Raw genomic sequence first — 21,493 nt, forward strand, 5'->3', positions numbered from 1 at the left:
AGCCCCACCCCCGGTCCCTGAGCCTGTCGAAGGGCCGACGACACCTCCACCCATCACGACGCATCGGAACGACACCCATGACGCACCCTCTCCTCTTCCCCGCCCCGCTGCCGAGCGGCCGCGCCGACTCCACGCCGCAGCCGCGCCCGGAGTACCCGCGGCCGCAGCTCGTCCGTGACGGCTGGGTCAACCTCAACGGCCTGTGGGAGTTCGAGATCGATGCTGGCGACAGCGGGCTCGAGCGCGGGCTCCTCGGCCGCGAACTGACCGACCGCATCCTCGTCCCGTTCGCGCCGGAGTCGGCCGCATCAGGCGTGGAGCACACCGACTTCATGGAGGCCGTCTGGTACCGCACGCGGTTCACGGTGCCGGCCGGCTGGCAGGGGAAGCACGGTGTGCTGCACTTCGGTGCCGTCGACCACGACACGACCGTGTGGGTGGACGGGGTCGAGGCGATGCGGCATCGGGGTGGCTTCACGCCGATCCGCGTGCCGCTCGGCGCGGTCGAGCCGGGCCAGGAACTGGAGATCGTGGTTCGCGCCCGCGACACCCGTCACGAGCCGAAGGCCGGTGGGAAGCAGGCGACCTGGTACGGCAACACCGACTGCTACTACACCCGCACGACCGGGATCTGGCAGACGGTCTGGGTGGAGGCCGTCGACGAGCTGCACCTGCGGCGGTTCACCGTGGTCCCCGATGCAGACGCCGCGCGCTTCGACTGCACGCTCATCCCCAGTCGCAACGCAGCCGGTGCGACCGCGACGGTGACCCTGTCCGCCGACGGCGTGGTCGTCGCGAGCGAGATCGCGCAGCTCGGCTCGACGATGTCGCCCTCGGTGCGGCTCGAGGTCCCAGCGGACCACCAGCGACTCTGGAGTCCCGCCGACCCGTTCCTCTATACCCTCGACATCGAGATCCGCGGTGGAGCGGGCGGCGTCACCGACCGCGTCTCGAGCTACGCCGGGCTGCGCAGTGTCGCGATCGACGGCACCGCGGTGCTGATCAACGGCGAGCACGTCTTCCAGCGGCTCGTGCTCGACCAGGGCTACTGGCCGTCCTCACTCATGACCGCGCCGGACGACGACGCACTCGTGGCCGACATCACGCTCGGGATCGACGCCGGGTTCAACGGTGCGCGGCTCCACCAGAAGGTGTTCGAGGAGCGGTACCTCTATCACGCGGACCGGCTCGGGTACCTGGTGTGGGGCGAGTTCGGCGACTGGGGCGTGTCGGGTGCGGGCACGGTCGGTCACAACCAGGGGCCGACGGCGTCGTTCATCACGCAGTGGGTCGAGGCGTTGGAGCGCGACGTCAACCATCCGTCGATCATCGGCTGGTGCCCGTTGAACGAGACGCACCAGACCCTGCACGACCGCGTGACCGTCCTCGACGACGTCACGCGCGGCATGTTCCTCGCGACGAAGCTGATCGACCCGAGTCGCCCGGTGATCGACGCCTCGGGCTACGCGCACCGGGTGCGGGAGACGGACGTGTGGGACGCGCACTCGTACGAGCAGGACCCGGCGGCGTTCGCCGTCGAGCAGGGCGGGATCGCGGACGGTGAGCCGTTCACGAACCTCGAGGACGGACGCACCATCTCCTTGCCGTACGAGGGGCAGCCGTTCTTCGTGTCGGAGTTCGGCGGCATCTGGTGGAACGCGGAGCTCGCCGCCGCAGACACCGGCGGTGGCTCCTGGGGCTATGGTGCGCGGGTGGCGTCGGTCGAGGAGTTCCACAAGCGCTTCACGGGGCTCGTCCGGGTCCTGACCGACGACGAGAACATGTTCGGTTACTGCTACACGCAGCTCACCGACACGTTCCAGGAGCAGAACGGCATCTACGACTTCGATCGCGAGCCGAAGTTCGACCTGGCCCGCGTGCGCGCGGTCCTCGCGGCCGACGCCGCCTACGAGCGCCGCGTCCGCCCTTCCGCGCCCTGACCCCTCGGTCCCCGCCGGTCCCTGAGCCCCCCGCCGGTCCCTGAGCCTCCGCGGCTCCCTGAGCCTGTCGAAGGGCCCACGGGCTCCCCGCTTCGCCCAGGGACCGGCGCCCGGGTTCAGCTGCCGCTGCGTGCCAGCGTCAGCAGCACTGTGAAGGTGTTGAACCACACGTGCGTCCAGATGCCCGGTCCGAGGCGTCGGGTCGTCGCGGCGTAGACACCGTTCACCGTGCCGAGCACGAGGATGGTGAGTCCGAGCGTCACCATGGTGACCGGGCTGCCCCAGCCCTCGTAGAGGTGGACGATGGCGAAGATCAGTGCGCTCGCTCCCACCGAGACGATGGCCGCTGTGCGACGTCGAGCGGTCGACGGCGTCGCCGCACCTCGGCGCACGCCGTTCGCCGTCCGTCCGCGGAGGATCGTGTTCCGGAACCCGCGGAGCAGGAGCCCGCGGAAGAGCGCTTCCTCGCAGAACGGCGCGACGATCGCGGTGACGAACACGGTGTTCACCAGTACCCAGACGAGCTCTGGCGACGGCGGGGCGATGTTCGACTTGGGTGTCTCGCCGGTGAGGGCGATGACGAACTGGCCGATCATGCCGCCGATCAGCTGGATGCCGACGGCGGAACCGAGCCCGATGAACACGTCGAACCAGCGGAAGCGGAGTCCGAAGTCCTTCGCCCAGGACCCGCTTCCCCAGGTGCGGCAGACGATCGCGAGGGCGACCAGGATGCCGCCGTCGAAGATGATCCACATGATCATCGTGCCGACCTCGCCGGACAGGACGCCGAAGGTTCGCGCGAGTTCGACGACGACGAGGAGCGCGATGATCGCGACGAAGGTCACCAGCGCGGTCGGGGTACCCCACCGGGTGTCAGGCGAGGGGGCGTAGAGCAGGCGCGCCTCGGCGCGGCGGGCTTCGGCCCGTTCCTGGCGCGAGCCCGGGCGCGGGGCGGTCTCCGCCGGTGCAGCGGAGTGGTCGCTCATCGCTTGTTCGCGGCGAAGTACTCGCGTGCTGCCGGCACGTACATCTGGACGATCGCGACGACGGTCACGATGACGAAGATGAAGGAGAGCGGGTTGAGGGCGATCAGCCCGGTGATCGAGCCGAGGACGGAGAGGATGCCGACCACGGTGAGAACGATCCGAGCCCAGTTGCGACCGCGGAGCATGAAGAAGGCGAACAGCACGTGCAGGGCGCCGACGATGAACGCGCCGACGGCGGTCGAGATCAGGAGCACGCTCGAGGAGAGCACGCCTCCCGAGGCCGACTGTTCGGCTGCGGCCTCGGCGACGGTTCCGGCCGACATCGCGGCGGTGACACCGGAGATGACGGAGAGGACGGCGGAGACGACCCACAGCCAGAAGGAGATGACGATCGGCGTGGGGGCGGTCTTGGTACCAGCGGTCGTGGCCATGATGCTCGTTTCGGTCGTGGAGGATCCGACGTCCGGACCCTGGTTGCTCGAAGGGTATTGCCGCACCCCTGTCCCCCGGAAGGGAGGTATGTCCCGGCCTATCCGTTTTCCGCAAGATAGTCGGTTCCCTTGGTCCCTGAGCCTATCGAAGTGCCCGGTCCCCTTGGTCCCTGAGCCTGTCGAAGGGCCCGGTCCCCTTGGTCCCTGAGCCTGTCGAAGGGCCCAGAACCGCCGCCCGCGCACCCTGTCAAGCCTGCTCACGCGCGCTCGCGTACCTCTTAACCTGTCCCCATGACGAACGACACGAACAACACCGACCAGAACAGCAGCGAGGGAACGCCGAAGCCGGGCGGCCTGGGCGAGAACCAGACCATCCCCAACAGCGAGGACGGCCTCGCGGTCGGCCACGACCCCGACGCCTCGAACTTCAACCAGGAGGAGGACCCCGACCACCCGAGCGACGACGCGTAGGGTCTCGGACAAACAAGAACGGCCGGTGCAGATGCACCGGCCGTTCTTGTTGACCCGAAGGTCGAGAGACTTGTTACGCTGCGACGCCTGCGCGCTGGCGGCGGATCATCACGAAGACCGCGATGAGCGCTGCGCCGAGGACGACTGCGCCGGCAGCACCCCACACGAGGAAGGCCGGGGTGTTGAAACCGGTGTCGGCGAGCCCGCCGTTGCCGGCGCCGTCACCTGCAGCAGCCGCCTTCACGGTGACCGTGATGGTGCCGATGAGCTGCGAGGAGAGGCCCGTGCCGGTGACCGTGTAGGTGCCAGTCGCGTTGGTCGGAAGCGTGACGGTCAGGACGACAGACCCGGTGGCCGAGGCGGTCTTGACGAGCGTCTTGGTGTCGACGGCTGCGAGCGTCGCACCGGTTGCGTTCTCACCGGTGAGGGCGAGGGACACGTCCTCGTTCGGCTGGAACGCGCCATCCGTGAACGTGACATCGAACGTTCCACCGGGGGCGACGTTACCGGTAACGACGATGTCGGCGCCGGGAACGTAGGAAGCGTTTGCAGCGAGCGGAGCGACGAACAGGCCAGCGAGGGCCAGCGCGAAGACCGCGGTGATTTTCTTGAGCATGTGTGTTCCCCTTGGAGGCTTGTCAGTTAGCGGTGCTGTGCTGGCATAGCTGTAGCTACCGTCACAACCAGCGGCGTCGTGACGAAGAATGTTGCGCCGACTCTGATACCCCCCGAAAACGGCTCAAATCCGACAACACGCATCACTGTACGGCAAATTTGCAGGTAGGCACCAGTTGTTGTGTTTCGGAAAGATGAAGTTTCGGGGTCGAGACGACAAAAGGCTGCTTCGACACGCCGGACGTTGAAACCCCCACATCGATCGTCGTGCTCTCACCTGGAGCCAACTCGAGCCTGAATTGGGACACCGGGAAATCACCGTCGAGCCCCGGTTGCACCGAGAGATCAGCGCCATCACGCTGAACTCCCTCGGTGTACGACCCTGGAGGCGAGTAGACCGCGACCTTGAAGTTGAAGTTGCCCGGCGTGACGCCATAGATGCCGCCACCGGTGATGTAGTCACTCAGCGAGGTTGCGGCGTCGGCCGGAGCCGTGTTCGTAATCTTCAGACGCAAACCCAAGACCTGTCCTCCGGCACCGCACTGTGCTATACCGCTCTGGGTCTCCACATCGAGGTAGTAGCCCATCTTGCTGCCGGTCGTGTCGTTGATGTACACGCCGAAGGCGTCGGTCCGCTGTTCCTCGGTCGGGAGCATGTCGGTCAACGTGGTGCCGGCCAGGAGCGCTTGCTCCGCTTCAGCGGCGTTCCACACCAGAACACGTCGCTCGTCGCCTGACTTGGCGAGTGCCGCCACCAGTTTCGTGGCGTCGAAATTGCCGGTCGAGATGCGGTCGAAGACCGCTGCCGACGCTGCCGCGAAAAAGGCATCCTGCTCGGCCCCGGCGGGGTAACGCTGGTACACCTGGTTCAGCAAGAGATCCGCGGCATTCTCGGTCGTGAGCTGATCACCCGAGGGGAGGTCGATCGGTCCCGTCGCCGCGAGCAGGTATCCCAGGGCGACCGGGTCGATGCTGAGCACGCCATCGACGCGGGTCCCGAACCGTTGGAACCACATCTCCGACGCAAGCTCGGCGGACACATCGAACCGAGGCGTCAGTGTGACGTCCTGGATGAAGCGTCCAGTGATGTTGCCGTAGATGCCGGCGGTCTCCGTCGACAGCGGCAGGACCGGTTCTGGAAACCGCGGGAAATCGCCTGATGTCGCCTGCTGCTGGAGCGAGATGCGGCCCCCGTCCGTGCCGATCAGGGCCAGGGCCCCAGGGTTGCCGCCGCTCGCACGCGGCTCGGCCGGGTTCTGGAACATGATCAGGTAGTTGCGGGGCCCGTCGGCGCCGAGCATCGTCGGCAGCAGGTCGATCGCGCGCCGTGCCGCATCGACCGTGTCGGCGGTCTCGGTGAGGACCGGTCCGAGCTGGTCGACCGCCGACGACACCTGGCTGATGAGGCTGGCCTGGTCGATCCCTCGGACGCGCTTGGCCGCGCCCTCGAGAGCATCGTCGGCCGAGCGGACGTCCTGCTGAGCATCCATCATCGGCTGCAGCGGCACCGCACCGTCAACAGGCTTGAACAGATCGGGGCGAAGCGATCCGGAGAGGTTCACCAGCGGAGCGATCGCTCCGACTGCAACCTCATCGGTCGCACCCGCCAAGTTCCGGACGGCCGCGAGGTTCGGCCCGATCCACGGCACGATCTCGGCGGCGCGCCAGATCGGGTCGCTCGTCAGCGCGGCGGCCTCCCTCGCATGGGATGCGAGCTCACGAGCGGTCTTGCCCGCAGCAGCTGCGTCTCCGCCGAGCACTTGCTCGCGGACCTGCTGGGCCAAAGGCACCGCCGCTTCCAGCTCCCCCTTGGCGAGGAACGCACGGACACCGATCCATGCAACGACCGCCAACAACAGCACGAGCACACCGGAGACGATGAGCGCGGTCCTCCGGCGTCGAGCACGCAGCCGCTCGGGGTCCGCGTTCTCCCGACGTCGAGCTCGGGAGCGCGCGCTCGTGGCTCGCCGGCTTGCGGACCCCCGGGAAGAGGTTCTCGATGAGCCTGAAGAAGGCGAACGACGATTGTCGGATTCGGGTGCCGGCATGGGGGTTATTCAATCACGACGCCGGTGCCGCCGGTTACGGCGGACAGGCCGAGCGCGAGGATCGACCCGTTGAACACGACGTGCGTCACGATCGCGGGGCCCAGCCGACCGGTCAGCACCGCGAGGCTTCCCGCGCCCAGTCCGACGAGGAGGGTCCCGACCCCGACGACGATCGCCTGTGCGACGGTGGTGACGGCGAGGAGGTGCAAGACGGCGAAGAGTAACGCGCCGATCACGACCGCGATCCATCGCCCGCCGCGGAGTATTCCGATGATCGACGGGAGGACGAGTCCACGGAAGAAGGATTCCTCAATGACCGGCGCGATGAGGACCACTGAAAGCAGCGTGACGATGACGTACACCACGTCGTCAGCGGTCGCGAGGGTGACAGCGTTCCCAGCTGTGGCGGGAAGCCCGCCATAGGAAAGGACCTCGAGCGAGCTCACGATGATCCGCAGAAGGAGACCCGCCGCAGCACCCCAGAGGAGGTCGATGGGGCGGACGCTCCACCGCACTGCCATCGGAACCGTCGGGCGCCGGCTCGAAACCAGCAGGACGATGAGGAGCGCGACCACCAGTGGGAGCCACACGAGCAAGTAGCCACCGAGCGGCGAGAACGGTCCAACAATCCGCACACCACCTGGGAACCCCAGCGCGATCACGACGGTCGCGACGAATCCGATCGTCGCGATGACGAGACGCGTTCGCGCCGTTTGTTGATCGTCGCGCGGCGTGGTCTCATCTGGGATCGTCACGAGAGCAAACTACGGCAATCGGCCGCGCACATGACACGGTCGCTCGGGAACAGGCGTCGGTTTATGGCAGCATGGCTCCCGACGCCCTGTTCGGGGCACGCCTTGGCAGCAGGGTGAACCGCTCTCCTCCTGATTGATCGGAAGCCACCGCGTGGAGCTCAGTGACTATCTCCGTATCCTCCGCAAGTACTGGGCGCTCATCCTCGCCCTCGCCCTTACGGGGCTTGCCGCCGCGGCACTGTACTCGCTCACGAAGACTCCGGAGTACAGCTCGTCGTCCAAAGTGTTCGTATCGACCCAGTCGAGTGACAATCTCTCGGAGCTGACCCAGGGCAACACGTACTCGCAGCAGCGCGTCAAGACCTACGTCAACCTGGTGAGCACCCCGATCGTCCTCCAGCCCGTCATCGCTGCGCTTGAACTCAATGTGACTGCGAGCCAACTTGCCGGCCAGGTGTCTGCCTCATCGACCGCCGATACGACGATCATTGAGATCACCGCGACGAACGCAGACCCGGTGCTCGCGGCAGAACTCGCGAACACCACCGCGGAGAGTCTGACGGGAGTGGTCTCGAAGATCGAGACTTCCGAAGACGGCACTTCGAGCCCTGTTCGGCTCACGCGAGTGCAGGAAGCGAACGTCCCGAATAAGCCGGGGAGCCCGAACGTCCCACTCAACCTAACCCTGGGGACGATTCTCGGCCTCGCACTCGGCATCGCCTTCGCCGTACTGCGGACGACGCTCGACACGCGTATCCGCAATGAACGCGACGTCGAATCAGTCAGCGATCTGCCACTCATGGGCGGCATCGCGTTCGACCCCAAGGCGAAGCAGCGCCCCCTGATCGTCCAAGCCGATCCGAAGAGCCCGCGCGCCGAATCCTTCCGCAGCCTGCGAACTAACCTCCAGTTCCTCGATGTGACCGACCAGCCGCGCAGCTACGTCGTCACCTCGTCGATCCAGAGCGAGGGCAAGAGCACGACAGCGGCGAACCTCGCGATCGCCCTGTCGGACGCCGGCCACCGCGTGATCATCATCGACGCCGACCTCCGTCGACCGAAGCTCGCGACCTACTTCGACATTGAAGGGGCCGTCGGCCTCAGCGACGTCCTCATCCGTCGCGCGACCCTCGAGGACACCATGCAGCCGTGGGGTCGCGGTGCGCTCACCGTCCTCCCTGCCGGCGCGATCCCGCCAAACCCGAGCGAGCTCCTCGGCTCGAGCGTCATGCAGAAGCTCATCTCCGGTCTCGAGAAGCAGTTCGACTACGTGCTCATCGACGCGCCGCCGCTCCTGCCCGTCACGGATGGCGCACTGCTGGCTCGCCACACCGGCGGCGCATTGGTTGTCGTCGCTGCCGGTAGGACCCACAAGAACCAGCTGAAGGGTGCGCTCGAGGCGCTCGTCCATGTGAACGCCTCGGTCGCAGGTCTCGTCATGACCATGGTCCCGACGAAGGGCCCAGACGCCTACGGGTACGCGCGCTACGGCTATGGCGCCGGCTACGGCTACACCGAGGACGTGAAGGCGTGACCGACGCCACGACGGCGGTTACACGTCCGTTCTCGGTGCTCTTCGTCTGCACCGGGAACATCTGCCGGTCGGCGCTCGGCGCACAGCTCCTGAAGGCGCGCCTCGATGGTGCTGGCATCACCGCGGGTGGCCACCTCATCCGCGTGTCGAGTGCAGGCACGGGGATGCAAGCTGGGCTGACTATGCCGTCAGAGGTCGTCGAGCAGTCACGACGTTTCGGCGGAGATCCGAGCAACCATGTCGCGCGGCAGCTCGACAGGGACATCGTCGCAGAAGCGGATCTCATCCTCACTGCGACGCGGGAGCACCGGAGCGATGTCGCCCGTCTCCTCCCCCGCGCCTCACGAGTGACGTTCACCGTTCCGCAGTTCGCTCGCTTGGTCGCGGAGACCGAGCCCGCCGCCGATCTCTGGGAGCTCGTCGCCGAGGTGGCCGCGGAACGCGGTCTCGTCCCACCGCCGGCGAACGCCGACGACGACGACATCGAGGATCCCTACCGTCGCAGCGCCGAAACCTACGCACGGGTCGGGGCGCAGATCGACGCGCTCATCGAGGTCATCGTCACGCACCTGGCGCGGTCCGGTGACCGCCGGTGAGCACCAAGCGCGGTCGTTCCACCTATCGGTCGGCACCGGCTCGCCCGCGGTGGCGCGACTCGCTGAGTTCCAGTCAGCGGGTCCTCGTCCTCGTCGGACTCGCGCTCTTCCTCATCGTCGACGTGATCCTCGTCGGGCTCGCTCTCACGGCCAACCGGGCGCCGACGGCCGATCGCACGCCGCGCCCCCTCGTCACCTTCAACTCGACGCCCCAGCCCGCGCCGTCACCTGGGGCTTCGGCCGAGCCGACGGACGCCACGGCGGTCGACGGCAAGCGTTTCATCACGACCATCGATGGCCAGACGCTGTGGCGCGCCACAGCCGGCGCGTGCGCGTCCACGTCGGCCGTCGTCGAGCGGAGTGTCGACGCCGGCGCGACCTGGGCTCCACTGGCGACGAACGCGTTCGACCTTCGTCAGGTGCTCGCCCTCACGACTGGCGAGGACGGGAAGCTCGAGATCATCGGAGCCACCGGCGACGCTTGCGCGGTCGGTGGCTTCTCCTCAGAGGACGCCGGCGACACCTGGGCGCCTGATACCGCGTTGCCGGGCGAGGTCGGCTACCTGACGCCGGACGATAGCGCAGCCGTCGTCTCGGGTCAGGGTATCGGCCTGCCCTGCCCGGCAGTGGACGTGCTCAGCTCGACTTCTACACGGACCGTGGCCGCCTGCGCCGCCGTCCTCGCCGAGTGGAATCCCGCCGCGGGAACGTGGGAGGCGACGCCCTATGCCGGGGTGCATGGCCTCGCCACCGAGGGAGATCGACTGATGTTCATCGCCAGAGGCGTGCCCGGCTGCAACGGCCTTGGAGCACTTGCGACGACGGGTATCCCTGCTCCGTTCGCGAACGCATCACTGGTCGGTTGTGCCGAAGGCGCCGACGTCACAGCGCCCGCCGCACTCGCGATCGCCGGGACTGGAGCCTGGTTGTGGGTCGGCGACACCGTTCTCCGTTCGGGCGACGGCGGCGTCACCTGGGGCTAGGGTTATCCCTACATTTGTCACCAATCCGGGGGTCACCCGCAAAAAGGAGGACAGATGTTGCGCATCTTCACCGATAGTCTCAGCAGCAGTCCCGATACATCCGCGTATCGAACCACCAAGCTCTTCCCTCGTCACCCGTAGTAATTACGTGTTCCACCACGGAGACCGCATGCTGTCGCAGCCTTCCGTGCCGCTGCCAACGACGCCTGCGAGCACTCCACCCGACCCAGCTCGCGCTGTCGCGCGCGATTGGCGCCGGGTCTACGCTCGTCGTCTCGCGGTCACCGATGCGATCGTCCTCATCTGGATCGTCTTCGGCACCCAGCTGTTCTGGTTCGACTTCGATCAGGAGACGACCTCGGTCGGTTTCGACATGACACGCGTTGTCGTGAACTACACCGTCATCTCGATCACCCTCATCGTCGCCTGGCTCGTGACGCTTCGCATCTTCGGCACTCGGGAGTACCGAGTGGTCGGGAGTGGGAACGCGGAGTACCGGCTCATCGCCGACGCGAGTATCCGCCTCTTCGGCATCATCGCGATCATCGCCTTCCTCGTGAAGCTCGATCTCGCACGAGGATACTTCCTGCTGGCCTTCCCCCTGGGAATCCTCGTTCTGCTGCTTTCACGGTGGATGTGGCGCCAGTGGCTGTCCGTGCAGCGCGCCCACGGTCGCTATGCATCGCTGGTGCTGCTCGTGGGATCGGCTGATTCGGCCGAACACATCGCCAAAGAACTCACCCGCAATACGGACGCCGGTTACCGAGTGGTCGGCGCCTGCGTTCCGACGGGCAAGGTCGGCGGAACGCTCGGTGACACGGGCATCCCCGTGTCCGGAACGGTGGACACCGTGCTCGAGGCGATCTCGGTCACTGGCGCTGACACGATCATCATCACGAGCTCCGACGAGCTCACCCCGGTGCGCGTCCGAGAGCTGAGCTGGAGCCTCGAACCAGGACGTCAGCACCTCATCGTCGCCCCGAGCCTGACCGACGTCGGCGGCCCGCGCATTCACACCCGCCCAGTGGCGGGTCTCCCGCTCATCCACGTGGAGACGCCTCGATACGAGGGTCGCAAGCGCTTCTCCAAACGCGCCTTCGACATCCTCGGTTCCGGCCTCATCCTGCTCGTCGCCTCGCCCATCCTGCTGGTGGTCGCCCTCCTCGTGAAGTTCACCAGCCCCGGCCCAGTCCTGTATCGACAGGAGCGCATCGGCTTGAACGGTGGGCCGTTCAACATGCTGAAGTTCCGCTCGATGCGGGTGAACGCCGACGCCGAGCTCGCCGCGCTGCTCGCAGAGCAGGGCACCAGCGACCGCCCGTTGTTCAAGGTGCAGAACGATCCGCGCCTGACCCGTGTCGGCGCCACGCTACGGAAGTTCTCGCTCGATGAGTTCCCCCAGCTCATCAACGTCTTCCGTGGCGATATGAGCCTCGTCGGCCCGCGTCCACAGCGTGAGGGCGAGGTCGCACTCTACGACTCCGCCGCCAAGCGGCGCCTCATCGTGCAGCCCGGCATGACGGGCCTCTGGCAGGTCAGCGGTCGCTCGGCGCTCAGCTGGGAGGACGCGATCCGACTGGACCTGTACTACGTCGAGAACTGGTCGCTGACCGGTGACGTCATCATCCTCTGGCGGACGATCCGGGCCGTCGTGGCTCCGGGCAAGGAAGCTCACTGATGCCGGGGCTGATCATCCACGAGTGGATCGAGCGGCACGGCGGCTCCGAGAACGTCGTCGATGCGATGGCCGCCGCCTATCCCGACGCCGACATCCACTGCCTGTGGAGCAACGCGCCCGACCGCTTCCCCGGCCACACCGTGAGCGAATCCTGGATCGCCCGAACGCCCCTGCGGAAGAGCAAAGCGGCCGCGCTGCCGTTCATGCCGACCACGTGGGCGAGGACCGACGTCTCCGACGCCGACTTCGTCCTCATCAGCTCGCACGCGTTCGCGCATCACGCCGGCGGGCGACAGCCTGCCGACGGACCGCATCGGTTCGTGTACGTCCACACGCCTGCCCGATACCTCTGGGCCCCCGAGCTGGACGTCCGTGGCGGTAACGTCGCTGCCCGCGCACTCGCGCCCGCACTCCGTCGAGTCGACCGCAAGCGCGCGCAGGACGGCGCGACGTTCGCCGCCAACAGCGACTACATCCGCCAGCGGATGGAACGTTCGTGGGGCGTCGAAGCCGAGGTCATCCATCCGCCGGTCCGCGTCGAGTACCTCCAGAGCGTGCCGTCCTGGGCTGACCGGCTAAGCGCCGAGGACGCCTACCTGTTCTCGACGCTGCCGTCCGAGTACATCCTCGGCGCCTCCCGCTTCGTCGACTACAAACGACTCGACGTCGCCATCCGCGCCGGCGAACTCGCCGGTCTGCCGGTCGTGCTCGCGGGCGCTGGACCGCAGCATGCCGAACTGCAAGCACTGGCAGACGCCGCGACGGTGCCGGTCATCATCATGACGAGGCCGAGCGACGAGCTGCTCTTCGCGCTCTACCAGGCGGCATCGCTCCTGGTGTTCGCAGCCGTGGAGGACTTCGGCATCATGCCCGTCGAGGCGATGGCCCTCGGCACGCCCGCGCTCGTGTTGTCCGAAGGTGGCGCGTCCGAGAGCGTGCTCGCCATCGACGGCGGTGTCGTCGTCGATGCGCTCGACGACGCGACGCTGCGTGAGGCGGTCGAGCGCGCCCTCCTCGTCGACATGGCACCGGCTCAGGAGCGCGTCAATGCACTGTTCGGCTCCGCTGCCTTCGCCACCAAGCTCACCGGCTGGGTCGGTCATTCCGCCCGCACTGACGGAACCGATCGGACCCTCGCCTCATGATCCTTGCCGACACCAGGTGGAGCGGCGTCCACGGCATCGGTCGTTATGCGTCCGAAGTACTCCCGCGGTTGAGCCTCGAATGGTCGCCGCTCGAGGTGGGCGGCAAGCCGTCCGATCCGCAGGACTTCCTTCGCGTGCGCCGGACACCCGGCGGCGAGACGATCTACTCCCCCGGCTACAACGGATTCCTCGCACGCTCACCACAGGTGGTGACCGTCCACGATCTGATCCATCTGCATCCGACGACCAATCGTCGTGCCGTGTACCTCGCGCACTATTCGGCTGTCCTGCGCCCGATCATCCGCAGGAACAGACTGGTGCTGACCGTGTCGGAGACGTCGAAGCGCGCGATCGAGGAGTGGGTCGACGACGATCGCGTCCGAGTGGTCAACGCCGGCAACGGACTGTCGGAGGCGTTCCACCCGGACGGTTCATCAGCTGCTCAAGACTCCGCTCCCTACTTCCTCTATGTCGGCAACCTGCGGGCGCACAAGAACGTCGATGTGGTGTTCCGCGCCTTGGCTCGTGTTCCCGAAGCGAAGCTCATCGTCGTCATGAACGACCGTGAGGGCGCCGAGCGTCGTGCAGCGGAACTCGGTGTCGCCGATCGCGTCGAGGTGCGAAGCGGGCTGACGGATCCGGAGCTCGCCGACCTCTACCGGGGCGCGGTCGCTACGGTTTTCCCGTCGTTGGTCGAAGGGTTCGGCCTTCCTGCGGTCGAGAGTATTGCCTGCGGAACCCCGGTGATCTTCTGGGAGGGCTGCGAGTCGATCGCCGAGATCTCGAGCGGGCAGGGATTCCCGGTCGGTGACGCGCACGACGACCTTGGCTGGGCCGAAGCCCTGCGCGCAGCCCTTACTGAGCGCCCCCGTGCCACCGCTTCGGTGACGAGCTACAGCTGGGACCGGACGGCCGAGATCGTCTCACAGACACTGCGGGAGCACTGATGGCCGAGCCGCGACCGCTGACGATCGTGTTCGTCAGCCACACCGACGCGTTCGGGACGTTCCGCGTGGGCAGCCACCATCTTGCGCGCGAGTTCGCTCGGTTGGGCCACCGGGTGCTTCACATCTCGACGCCAGTATCGCTCGTGCACCGCGTCTTGCGGCGCGGCGAGGCGTCGCGCGAAGAAGCATCGCGTCTAGGCGTCATCGTGGACGCGGACGGCGTATCGCACCTCGTTCCGAGAACCGTCCTGCCCGCGGGCGCCGGCGGATTGCCGTTCGCCCGGATCTTCGAGCGTGTCTTCGGTGAACGATGCGTCGACCTGGTGCTGGTCGATCAGCCGACACTCTGGACGAGCGGTCTGAGACACCTCGTGAGGACGATGGTCTACCGGCCGACGGACCTGTACGAAGACGGCGCGAAAGCCCGGTTCCAGCGGAACGCGTTGCGCACCGCGGATGCCGTGGTCGCTACGTCGACCGCCGTCTTGGACGCCCTACCGATCCCCACCGGTGTTCCGTCGATGTCGCTGCCGAACGGGGTTGAGCTCGATCGTTTCGCGCACGCGGACGTCGCGCCGCGCAACGACCGTGCGGTGTATGTCGGCGCCCTAGACGACCGGTTCGATTGGGATGCCGTCCGTTCCATGGCGGCATCGGCGCCCGCGTGGTCGTTCGACGTGTATGGACCGGGTCGTCCACCTGCCGAGCCGCTCCCCAGGAACGTCGCGCTGAGGGGCACGATCTCCTACGACGATGTGCCGGCTGTGCTCAGATCGGCTCGAATCGGTGTGCTGCCGCTCTCCAACGCCCCTGTAAACCGCGGACGGAGCCCGATGAAGTTGTACGAATATCTCGCGTCCGGGCTCACCGTCGTCACACGGGAGACCGAGGTGCTCCTAGATCGTCCGCAGCTGGGGGTGTTCGGGTACGGCAACACTCGGGATGCCGGCGAAGCGATGGCAGCCGCTGTCTCCGCCGATTCACCGAACCGGCCCGGCATGGTGGCTGCCGACGAGGAAGGCTGGCCCGGCAAGGCCCGACGCCTTCTCGACTTCGCTTTGGAAGGGCGACGATGACGGCCATGATCGACCGACCGGCGTCGTCCCACCGCGCTCGCGTTGCTGCACTAGCGTTGGATACGGCTGTGCCGTCCGTCGTGGGGAAGGAGACCGGCGTGTTGAGACGTCTCCTGACGAACCCGCTGTTCTATCTGCTGGCGCCGGTGATCGTCAGTGCGCTGATCTGGTCAGTTCCCGGCACGTCGGACCAGCTTCGCGGGTTCACTCAGCGGGCGGAGGGCACCTTCGAGGGTTGGGTCCTGATCGTCTGCTTCTACCTCGTCGCCGCGTTCGCCGTCTGGCTGGGCTTCCGGCTCGGCGTTCTTGCCGGTCCGAGCGAGCGCCTCATCCAAGCGACGAGTACCGAGCGGTTTGACCGCCGGTTCTCACTCACACTCACCGTGTTCGCCACGATCGGCGTGCTGTACTCCCTCTTCCTCGTGCAGCAGCAAACCAACATCCTCGAGGTGCTGGGAGCCTCCCAGGGGAATCAGCTCAAAGAGTCGATCGGAGGCTCCGCCGGAATTGCTACGTTGAGGTACACAGCGGCCATCTCGGCACCTGTCGCTCTATACGTCTGGCGCTTCCGGTCAGGTCGATTTAGCCTCGCCATCTGGAACGTGCTCCTCCTCATCATGAGCGCCCTGTTCTCGAGCCGACTCTCTTTCATCATGGCAGTCGTCGTGCTCATCTTCATCGTGATCAACCTGAGGAGCGGGATACGGTTCAAAACGGTTACCGTTGCGATCGCGGGGGCGGTGATCTTCGGTGCGCTCGTCGCTTTCAACTACTTCCGGAACGCCGGTTTCTACGAGAACCTCGGCATCACGGACCCGGTATCGATGAATTTCTATCAGGTCGCCGCCTACCTGGGTTCGCCCTTCCAGGCGTCGCTGGGCGTCGCGGACGGCATCGCTAACGGTGGATACCGCCAATCTGTCGATGTGGTCTCGGCCGCGGCTATCGTGGTTCCGACGTTCCTCCGTCCGGAGAAGTTTGGCTCGTACGGTTCCTTCGATAGCTTCGTCCAGGTCGCGTCCAACCTCACGACGAACTCCGCGTTCGCCGACACCTACGCGGACTACGGCTGGTGGGGTCTGGTCTACGTGATCCTGACGCTGTTCCTCGCGAGCATGTTGGCCGGCTACGCATCGCGGTTCCGTTCCCTGGTGATCGTGGCCGGTGCAGTAGTCGCGTACGGCCTCGCCGAGATGTGGCGGATCTTCCTCTTCGCGCAGGGTTTGGTGCTGTACCTGCTGATCGCCGTCTTCGCGGCGACGGTCTTTGGGCTGTTCGGAAGCTCGACTCGCCAGGAATCGCGCGTAATCATGAGAGGACCCGACCGCAATGGCAAATGACCAGGGCGGCAGACCGCCCCGGGGGAGGTACCGTTCGGCAGTGCGACCGATCAGGGTGCTACTCTCCGTGCGAGAGTCCGCGACCAAGATCAACCCCTTCGTGACCCTGCTCGTCGACGCCCTCCGGCAGGACGGCAGGGTTGAGGTCGAGTTCTTCTCGTGGCCTGCAGCCTTCTCCGGCCGGTACGACGTGTTCCACATCCACTGGCCCGAAGCGATCACCCGTGGTCCCAGTCGTTTCCAGCGCGCCGCTTCACTCGTCCTGAGCTCTCTTTTGCTGCTCCGCCTGCGCCTCACCAGGACCGGGATCGTCCGGACCGCGCACAACCTGAACCCGCACGAATCCGGTTGGCCGGGAGAGCGGCAGATCCTCCACGCATACGACCGGGCGACCGCCGAGTGGATCACAATGAACCGGCATACTCCGGTCCCCGCGCACGGACGTCGCTCCGTGATCCCGCACGGGCACTACCGCGATCGGTATCACGTGTCCTCGCCCGCCTCGGGTTCCAGTCGCACACTCCTTTACTTTGGGCTGGTGCGCTCGTACAAGGGCGTCGACACGCTCGCTACAGCTTTCTCCGATGCCGTGGACCTCGACGAGTACCGACTGCGCATCCTCGGCAAACCCGACCCGTCCGGGATCTCGCCTGAACTGCGGCGACTCATCGAGGACGATCCGCGCATCGAACCCGATTTCCGATACATCCCGGACGACATCCTCGCGACCGCGATCGTCGACTCCCGGCTCGTCGTGCTGCCCTACCGAGCGATGCACAACAGCGGCGCCGTACTCCTTGCGCTGTCCCTCCACACTCCGGTCCTCGTGCCGGACAACCCGATCACGCGGGACCTCCGGGAAGAGTTCGGCAGCGAAGTCGTGAAACTGTTCCCCGATGAACTCACGAGCGACTCGCTCAGTTCCGCGGTGGCCGAGCTCGCGGAGGCCGGCTTCGCGCCGATCAACATGGATTCGCGCGATTGGAACACGATCGCGGATTCCCACGTCGATGTCTACCGAAGGGCCAATTCATGGTGACCGAGGATCTCCTCAGCCAATACCCAATCTCCACCGAGGGCTAGGACGACCACCTTGCACGCTCTCATCGCCATCGCAAGCTTCCGTCGACCGGACGATCTGCGAGTGCTGCTCGACTCCTTGCTCGTATCGGCTGCCGAATCTCAACACACGATGGACATCCTCGTCGTCGATAACGACCCGTCAGGCTCGGCTGAGCCCACCGTCCGCGCGTTCGGTGATGACGTCCGGTACGTCCTCGAGCCGCAACCCGGCATCGCCGAGGCACGCAACCGGTCCCTCGATGACTTCGCGGGTGATGCAGGCTACGACGCCATAGTCTTCGTCGATGATGACGAGTACGTCAGCGCGAGCTGGTGGGATGTCCTAGCGACCGCGGCGGTGAACACCACGGCCGGCGTGGTGACCGGCCCGGTCACGTCGATCTTCCCGGACGCCACTCCGGACTGGATCCGCCGCGGTGAGTTCATGCAGCGGGCGGGACACCGGGATCGCGAACGGTTGACCGCCGCAGCGACGAACAACACGCTGTTGAAGCGGTCGGATTGGGAGCGAGCAGGCTCGCCGCGCTTCGACAGATCGTTCTCGTCGACGGGAGGGAGCGACGCGCGACTGTTCGCGGACCTCCTCGCCGCCGGTGTCACCATCGAGTTCTGTCTGGCCGCGGAGGTCTTCGAACCTGTGCCCCGCGACCGGATGACCCAGCGTTGGGTGGCGCGCCGCGCGTTCCGCAACGGTGTCGTGTTGGCGCGGATCGGCGTGACCAAGCGCAGTGCACTGCTCACCTTCGCGCACGGCGGGTTCCTCGCCGTCACCGGGTTTGCGCTCGCTCTCGTCGACCTCGTCCGCGTCCGTGGGTTGCACGCGCAGTCGTTCAACCGGACCCTCCACGGCCTCGGGGTCATGTCGTCGTTCTTCGGCGCACGAGTGCACGAGTACAAACGAGGATAGGCCGGATGATGCCCGACCGAATTAAGCCACGCCAGATCGAGGAAACACATATGAATCACGACAATAATCCGCGGCCCAGGCGCCGCAGCGACCCCGCCGACTGGTCGATAGGCTCGACTGCCGCCGATCAACCGCACCGTGAACACCCAAGCGATTGGTAGGGACCGCCGATGAATCTGTTGTCCCATCTCAAGCGTCGCCTGGTCGCCAGTCGCGCCTTCTTCGCGGCTGAGCGACGGCTGTCTGACCTGCTCGTCAGACGATGGAATGCCGCTGGCCCCAGGGTTACCCATCCGACGACCCACCTGCTGTTGGCCGCTCCGGGAAGCGGAAGCGTCGGCGACCAAGCGATGTTCGAAGCGTTCGTCGCCGGTGTGACTGGCAAGGTCGTCGTGATCGTTCGGTCCTCTGACACGCTCCTCCGCATTCGGCCCGAGTTCGAGGCCCGCATCTCCGTACTCGTCCTGCCGGAACTTTTGTATGGGTCTACCCGCGCCTACTTCGGCGACCTCCGAGTCTTGGTCGACCGCTTCGCGAGCGCCATCTCGTTCTCGGTGATCGGAGCGGACATCATGGACGGCGCGTACAACGCACGCGCGTCGAGCCGTCGTTTCTGGCTGGCCGCTTTCGCCGCACGAGCCGGGCTCTCCAGTCGAGTGCTCGGGTTCAGCTGGAACACGCATCCCGCGCCGAGCACTCGCGATGCCGCGCGGTGGGCCTCGCGTTCGGTGGACCTCCTGGCTAGGGATCCGCGGTCGGGTGAACGGCTGCGGGCCCTCGGAGCACGGAATGTACGCGACGTCGCCGACCTGGCGTTCCTGGTTCCGACTTCAGCGACCGTGCCGGAGCATATCGCAACGTGGTTGAGCATGCAGCGCGACCTCGGCCGGAACGTTGTCGTCGTGAACGCCAACTACCTGCTCGAGAAGGAGATCGATCAGGTGGGGATCATGTCGACGCTTATCAGCTCGCACCTCTCGCAGAGCACCTCGTTCGTCCTCCTCCCCCACGACTCTCGCAAGACACCGAGCGACGAGACCTTGGCCGCCGCCATCTCGGCGGCGACGGGTCTCTCTGACCATCTGCTGCTCGTCGATCGCGTGCTGATGCCCGACGAGGTCGTTGAGCTGACATCGAGAGTCGATTTCGTGATCACGGGGCGGATGCACCTCGCGATCCTCTCGGCGATCGCAGGGACCCCCGCCATCGCCATTTCCTACCAGGGCAAGATCGAGGGTTTATATCGGAACCTCGATCTGGACTGTTTCCTCACCACCGAGGGCGACTTCGCCCGAGCCCTCGAGGTCCAGTACCAGACGGTGTCTGCCGATATCACATCGGTTCGGGCGCGGATGATCGAGCGGGTGCCGGCCATGAAGGCGCTGGCGGCGGAGAATTTCTCTGGTCTGCGTGGGCAGGATTGAGTACGCCGGAACTCCCGCCGGCAACGGAGCCGCCGGCGCGCTCGCTCGGCTCGATCGCGGCGCGCGGCGCGGTCACGACGATCACCGGCCAGGTCGCCCGGATCGGGATCCAGCTCGGTGGGCTACTCATCCTCACCAGGCTTTTGTCGATCGAAGATTACGGAGTCTTTGCCATGGTCACCGTGGTGATCGGGATCGGCGAAGTGTTCCGCGACTTCGGACTCTCGACTGCGGCCGTGCAGGCGTCAACCTTGTCGCGCTTCGAGCGTGCCAATCTGTTCTGGCTGAATTCAGCCCTCGGGCTAGCGCTGGCACTCGTCGGGTTTCTCCTGGCACCGTTGGTCGCCTTCCTGTACGGCGATGACCGGCTGCTCGTGGTCATGCAGATCCTCGCGTCAACGTTCCTCCTCAACGGTCTCTCCGCGCAGTACCGGGCCGACTTGAACCGATCGATGCGGTTCGCCGCGCTCGCAACAGTAGATGTCACGGCCGCCGCTCTCGGACTCGGTACAGCGATCGCTCTGGCGCTGCTGGGCTTCGGATACTGGTCGCTCGTCGCCCAGCAGGTCGTCTACGCGCTGCTCGCACTCATCCTCGTCGCGATCCTGGCCGGTTGGTTCCCAGGGTGGGTGAACCGGAAGACGTCCATCCGACCGCTGGTCACCTACGGCTCACACCTCGTCGTGTCGCAGCTGATCACCTATGTCGGGCGGAACGCCGACACCGTCATCCTCGGCGCCCGCCTCGGCGCAGCGCCCCTGGGTCTGTACAACCGCGCCTTCCAGTTCATCCTGCTTCCGCTTAACCAGATCAACGCTCCGGCGACGAAGGTCGCGGTCCCCGTCCTCTCTAAGCTCAGACACGACAAGGAGCGCTTTGACACCTTCATCCTGCACGGCCAGACGGTGCTTCTCCACGTGCTGGTCGCTGCCTTTGCCTTCGCAGCAGCGGTCGCCGAACCGCTCATCGTGCTGGTCCTGACCGAGAAGTGGGCTCCACTAGTCCCAATCTTCCAGGTGCTCACCGTAGTCGGAGTCGCTAGGGCAGCCAGCTACCCCACCTACTGGGTCGCACTGTCTCAGGGCCTGACGAAGGTGAGTATGCGGCTGTCCATCATCTCGGCTCCGCTGCTCGTGCTCGCCGCGTTCATCGGGTCGTTCTGGGGTGTGATGGCCGTTGCCGTCTCGGTCGCCGTCGTTACGCTCGCGCTGTGGCCTCTCGGGCTATGGATCTACGGCCGCCACTCCGACGCGCCCGTCAAGCGCCTCTTCGTCAACGGATGCGTCGCCATCGTCGGCTACGGCGTCTGTGCACTCGGGGCGTTCCTCGTCATGCTGCCGTTCGGGCAGCTCATCGAGATCGCCCGGTTGGGTATCGGTCTCGGCGGGTACACGACCACGTTCGCGCTCGTCCTCCTCATCTGGCCCGCCTTCCGGAAGTCGGTCATCTCTGTCGTCAGGAGCCGGTCGTTGCTCCGCTGATGCGGAAACGCCGTGTACCCCGCAACTACAACCGCCCTGAGTAGGCATGGCCG

General features: G+C 66.2%; 19 protein-coding genes. 14 read left to right on the forward strand and 5 right to left on the reverse strand.

The window, feature by feature from the left end; all coding sequences use genetic code 11:
* Window positions 1-77 precede the first annotated feature (77 nt).
* Complete coding sequence (locus IFU30_RS14515; protein ID WP_192005663.1) at window positions 78-1,940, forward strand: glycoside hydrolase family 2 protein; 1,863 nt, start codon at window positions 78-80, stop codon at window positions 1,938-1,940.
* Between the two features lie 116 nt (window positions 1,941-2,056).
* Here the strand turns inward: IFU30_RS14515 and IFU30_RS14520 are convergent, their stop codons facing one another.
* Entirely contained in the window at window positions 2,057-2,926 is an 870-nt protein-coding gene (locus IFU30_RS14520) for a type II CAAX endopeptidase family protein (RefSeq protein ID WP_192005665.1), read from the reverse strand.
* Window positions 2,923-3,357 (reverse strand): hypothetical protein, encoded by a 435-nt coding sequence (locus IFU30_RS14525; protein WP_079706833.1) that lies wholly within the window; start codon window positions 3,355-3,357, stop codon window positions 2,923-2,925. Before IFU30_RS14525 ends, IFU30_RS14520 begins: the two co-directional genes overlap by 4 nt.
* 291 nt (window positions 3,358-3,648) lie before the next feature.
* Between IFU30_RS14525 and IFU30_RS14530 the strand changes: the two genes are divergently transcribed.
* Window positions 3,649-3,828 (forward strand): hypothetical protein, encoded by a 180-nt coding sequence (locus tag IFU30_RS14530; protein WP_192005666.1) that lies wholly within the window; start codon window positions 3,649-3,651, stop codon window positions 3,826-3,828.
* Between the two features lie 73 nt (window positions 3,829-3,901).
* Here the strand turns inward: IFU30_RS14530 and IFU30_RS14535 are convergent, their stop codons facing one another.
* The 3 genes from IFU30_RS14535 to IFU30_RS14545 form a co-directional block, all read right to left on the reverse strand.
* On the reverse strand, window positions 3,902-4,444 hold the full coding sequence (locus tag IFU30_RS14535) for a hypothetical protein (RefSeq protein ID WP_192005668.1): 543 nt from the start codon (window positions 4,442-4,444) through the stop codon (window positions 3,902-3,904).
* A gap of 142 nt (window positions 4,445-4,586) precedes the next feature.
* Window positions 4,587-6,311 carry a DUF4012 domain-containing protein gene (locus tag IFU30_RS14540; protein ID WP_192005670.1) on the reverse strand — a complete coding sequence of 575 codons (1,725 nt, stop codon included), beginning with the start codon at window positions 6,309-6,311 and terminating at the stop codon, window positions 4,587-4,589.
* Window positions 6,312-6,496: 185 nt separating this feature from the next.
* Window positions 6,497-7,246 (reverse strand): CPBP family glutamic-type intramembrane protease, encoded by a 750-nt coding sequence (locus IFU30_RS14545; RefSeq protein ID WP_192005672.1) that lies wholly within the window; start codon window positions 7,244-7,246, stop codon window positions 6,497-6,499.
* 151 nt (window positions 7,247-7,397) lie between these two features.
* Here IFU30_RS14545 and IFU30_RS14550 point away from each other — a divergent pair, with 151 nt between their 5' ends.
* The 12 genes from IFU30_RS14550 (at window position 7,398) to IFU30_RS14605 (ending at window position 21,440) form a co-directional block, all read left to right on the forward strand.
* The gene (locus IFU30_RS14550; protein ID WP_192005674.1) at window positions 7,398-8,780 is read left to right on the forward strand and encodes a polysaccharide biosynthesis tyrosine autokinase; all 1,383 of its coding nucleotides are present in this window, start codon (window positions 7,398-7,400) and stop codon (window positions 8,778-8,780) included.
* The gene (locus IFU30_RS14555; protein WP_192005676.1) at window positions 8,777-9,376 is read left to right on the forward strand and encodes an arsenate reductase/protein-tyrosine-phosphatase family protein; all 600 of its coding nucleotides are present in this window, start codon (window positions 8,777-8,779) and stop codon (window positions 9,374-9,376) included. Before IFU30_RS14550 ends, IFU30_RS14555 begins: the two co-directional genes overlap by 4 nt.
* Window positions 9,373-10,359 carry a hypothetical protein gene (locus IFU30_RS14560; protein ID WP_192005678.1) on the forward strand — a complete coding sequence of 329 codons (987 nt, stop codon included), beginning with the start codon at window positions 9,373-9,375 and terminating at the stop codon, window positions 10,357-10,359. The genes IFU30_RS14555 and IFU30_RS14560 overlap by 4 nt, the downstream gene beginning before the upstream one ends.
* 169 nt (window positions 10,360-10,528) lie before the next feature.
* Window positions 10,529-12,037 (forward strand): sugar transferase, encoded by a 1,509-nt coding sequence (locus tag IFU30_RS14565; RefSeq protein ID WP_192005680.1) that lies wholly within the window; start codon window positions 10,529-10,531, stop codon window positions 12,035-12,037.
* On the forward strand, window positions 12,037-13,182 hold the full coding sequence (locus tag IFU30_RS14570; protein WP_192005682.1) for a glycosyltransferase: 1,146 nt from the start codon (window positions 12,037-12,039) through the stop codon (window positions 13,180-13,182). Before IFU30_RS14565 ends, IFU30_RS14570 begins: the two co-directional genes overlap by 1 nt.
* On the forward strand, window positions 13,179-14,129 hold the full coding sequence (locus tag IFU30_RS14575) for a glycosyltransferase family 4 protein (RefSeq protein WP_192005684.1): 951 nt from the start codon (window positions 13,179-13,181) through the stop codon (window positions 14,127-14,129). Before IFU30_RS14570 ends, IFU30_RS14575 begins: the two co-directional genes overlap by 4 nt.
* Window positions 14,129-15,205, forward strand: coding sequence for a glycosyltransferase (locus IFU30_RS14580; RefSeq protein ID WP_192005686.1), 1,077 nt, complete (start codon window positions 14,129-14,131; stop codon window positions 15,203-15,205). The genes IFU30_RS14575 and IFU30_RS14580 overlap by 1 nt, the downstream gene beginning before the upstream one ends.
* Window positions 15,206-15,303: 98 nt before the next feature.
* On the forward strand, window positions 15,304-16,545 hold the full coding sequence (locus IFU30_RS14585) for an O-antigen polymerase (RefSeq protein WP_192005688.1): 1,242 nt from the start codon (window positions 15,304-15,306) through the stop codon (window positions 16,543-16,545).
* Between the two features lie 40 nt (window positions 16,546-16,585).
* Window positions 16,586-17,584, forward strand: a complete 999-nt coding sequence (locus IFU30_RS14590) for a glycosyltransferase (RefSeq protein ID WP_192005690.1) — start codon at window positions 16,586-16,588, stop codon at window positions 17,582-17,584.
* 54 nt (window positions 17,585-17,638) lie between these two features.
* Complete coding sequence (locus IFU30_RS14595; RefSeq protein ID WP_192005692.1) at window positions 17,639-18,535, forward strand: glycosyltransferase family 2 protein; 897 nt, start codon at window positions 17,639-17,641, stop codon at window positions 18,533-18,535.
* 170 nt (window positions 18,536-18,705) lie between these two features.
* A complete protein-coding gene (locus IFU30_RS14600) occupies window positions 18,706-19,959 on the forward strand; it encodes a polysaccharide pyruvyl transferase family protein (RefSeq protein WP_192005694.1) in 1,254 nt (417 codons plus the stop codon).
* Entirely contained in the window at window positions 19,956-21,440 is a 1,485-nt protein-coding gene (locus IFU30_RS14605) for a lipopolysaccharide biosynthesis protein (RefSeq protein ID WP_192005696.1), read from the forward strand. Before IFU30_RS14600 ends, IFU30_RS14605 begins: the two co-directional genes overlap by 4 nt.
* Window positions 21,441-21,493 lie beyond the last annotated feature (53 nt).

This window comes from Plantibacter sp. CFBP 8798, from assembly GCF_014841195.1.
GTDB lineage: Bacteria > Actinomycetota > Actinomycetes > Actinomycetales > Microbacteriaceae > Plantibacter > Plantibacter auratus.

What these genes read in the sequence shown, in the direction of transcription:
- IFU30_RS14575 (WP_192005684.1), top strand. Translation starts at nt 13,179, where the DNA reads ATGATCCTTGCCGACACCAGGTGGAGCGGCGTCCACGGCATCGGTCGT.
- IFU30_RS14535 (WP_192005668.1), bottom strand. Translation starts at nt 4,444, where the DNA reads ATGCTCAAGAAAATCACCGCGGTCTTCGCGCTGGCCCTCGCTGGCCTG.
- IFU30_RS14515 (WP_192005663.1), top strand. Translation starts at nt 78, where the DNA reads ATGACGCACCCTCTCCTCTTCCCCGCCCCGCTGCCGAGCGGCCGCGCC.
- IFU30_RS14580 (WP_192005686.1), top strand. Translation starts at nt 14,129, where the DNA reads ATGGCCGAGCCGCGACCGCTGACGATCGTGTTCGTCAGCCACACCGAC.
- IFU30_RS14525 (WP_079706833.1), bottom strand. Translation starts at nt 3,357, where the DNA reads ATGGCCACGACCGCTGGTACCAAGACCGCCCCCACGCCGATCGTCATC.
- IFU30_RS14565 (WP_192005680.1), top strand. Translation starts at nt 10,529, where the DNA reads ATGCTGTCGCAGCCTTCCGTGCCGCTGCCAACGACGCCTGCGAGCACT.
- IFU30_RS14520 (WP_192005665.1), bottom strand. Translation starts at nt 2,926, where the DNA reads ATGAGCGACCACTCCGCTGCACCGGCGGAGACCGCCCCGCGCCCGGGC.
- IFU30_RS14600 (WP_192005694.1), top strand. Translation starts at nt 18,706, where the DNA reads ATGAATCTGTTGTCCCATCTCAAGCGTCGCCTGGTCGCCAGTCGCGCC.
- IFU30_RS14570 (WP_192005682.1), top strand. Translation starts at nt 12,037, where the DNA reads ATGCCGGGGCTGATCATCCACGAGTGGATCGAGCGGCACGGCGGCTCC.
- IFU30_RS14530 (WP_192005666.1), top strand. Translation starts at nt 3,649, where the DNA reads ATGACGAACGACACGAACAACACCGACCAGAACAGCAGCGAGGGAACG.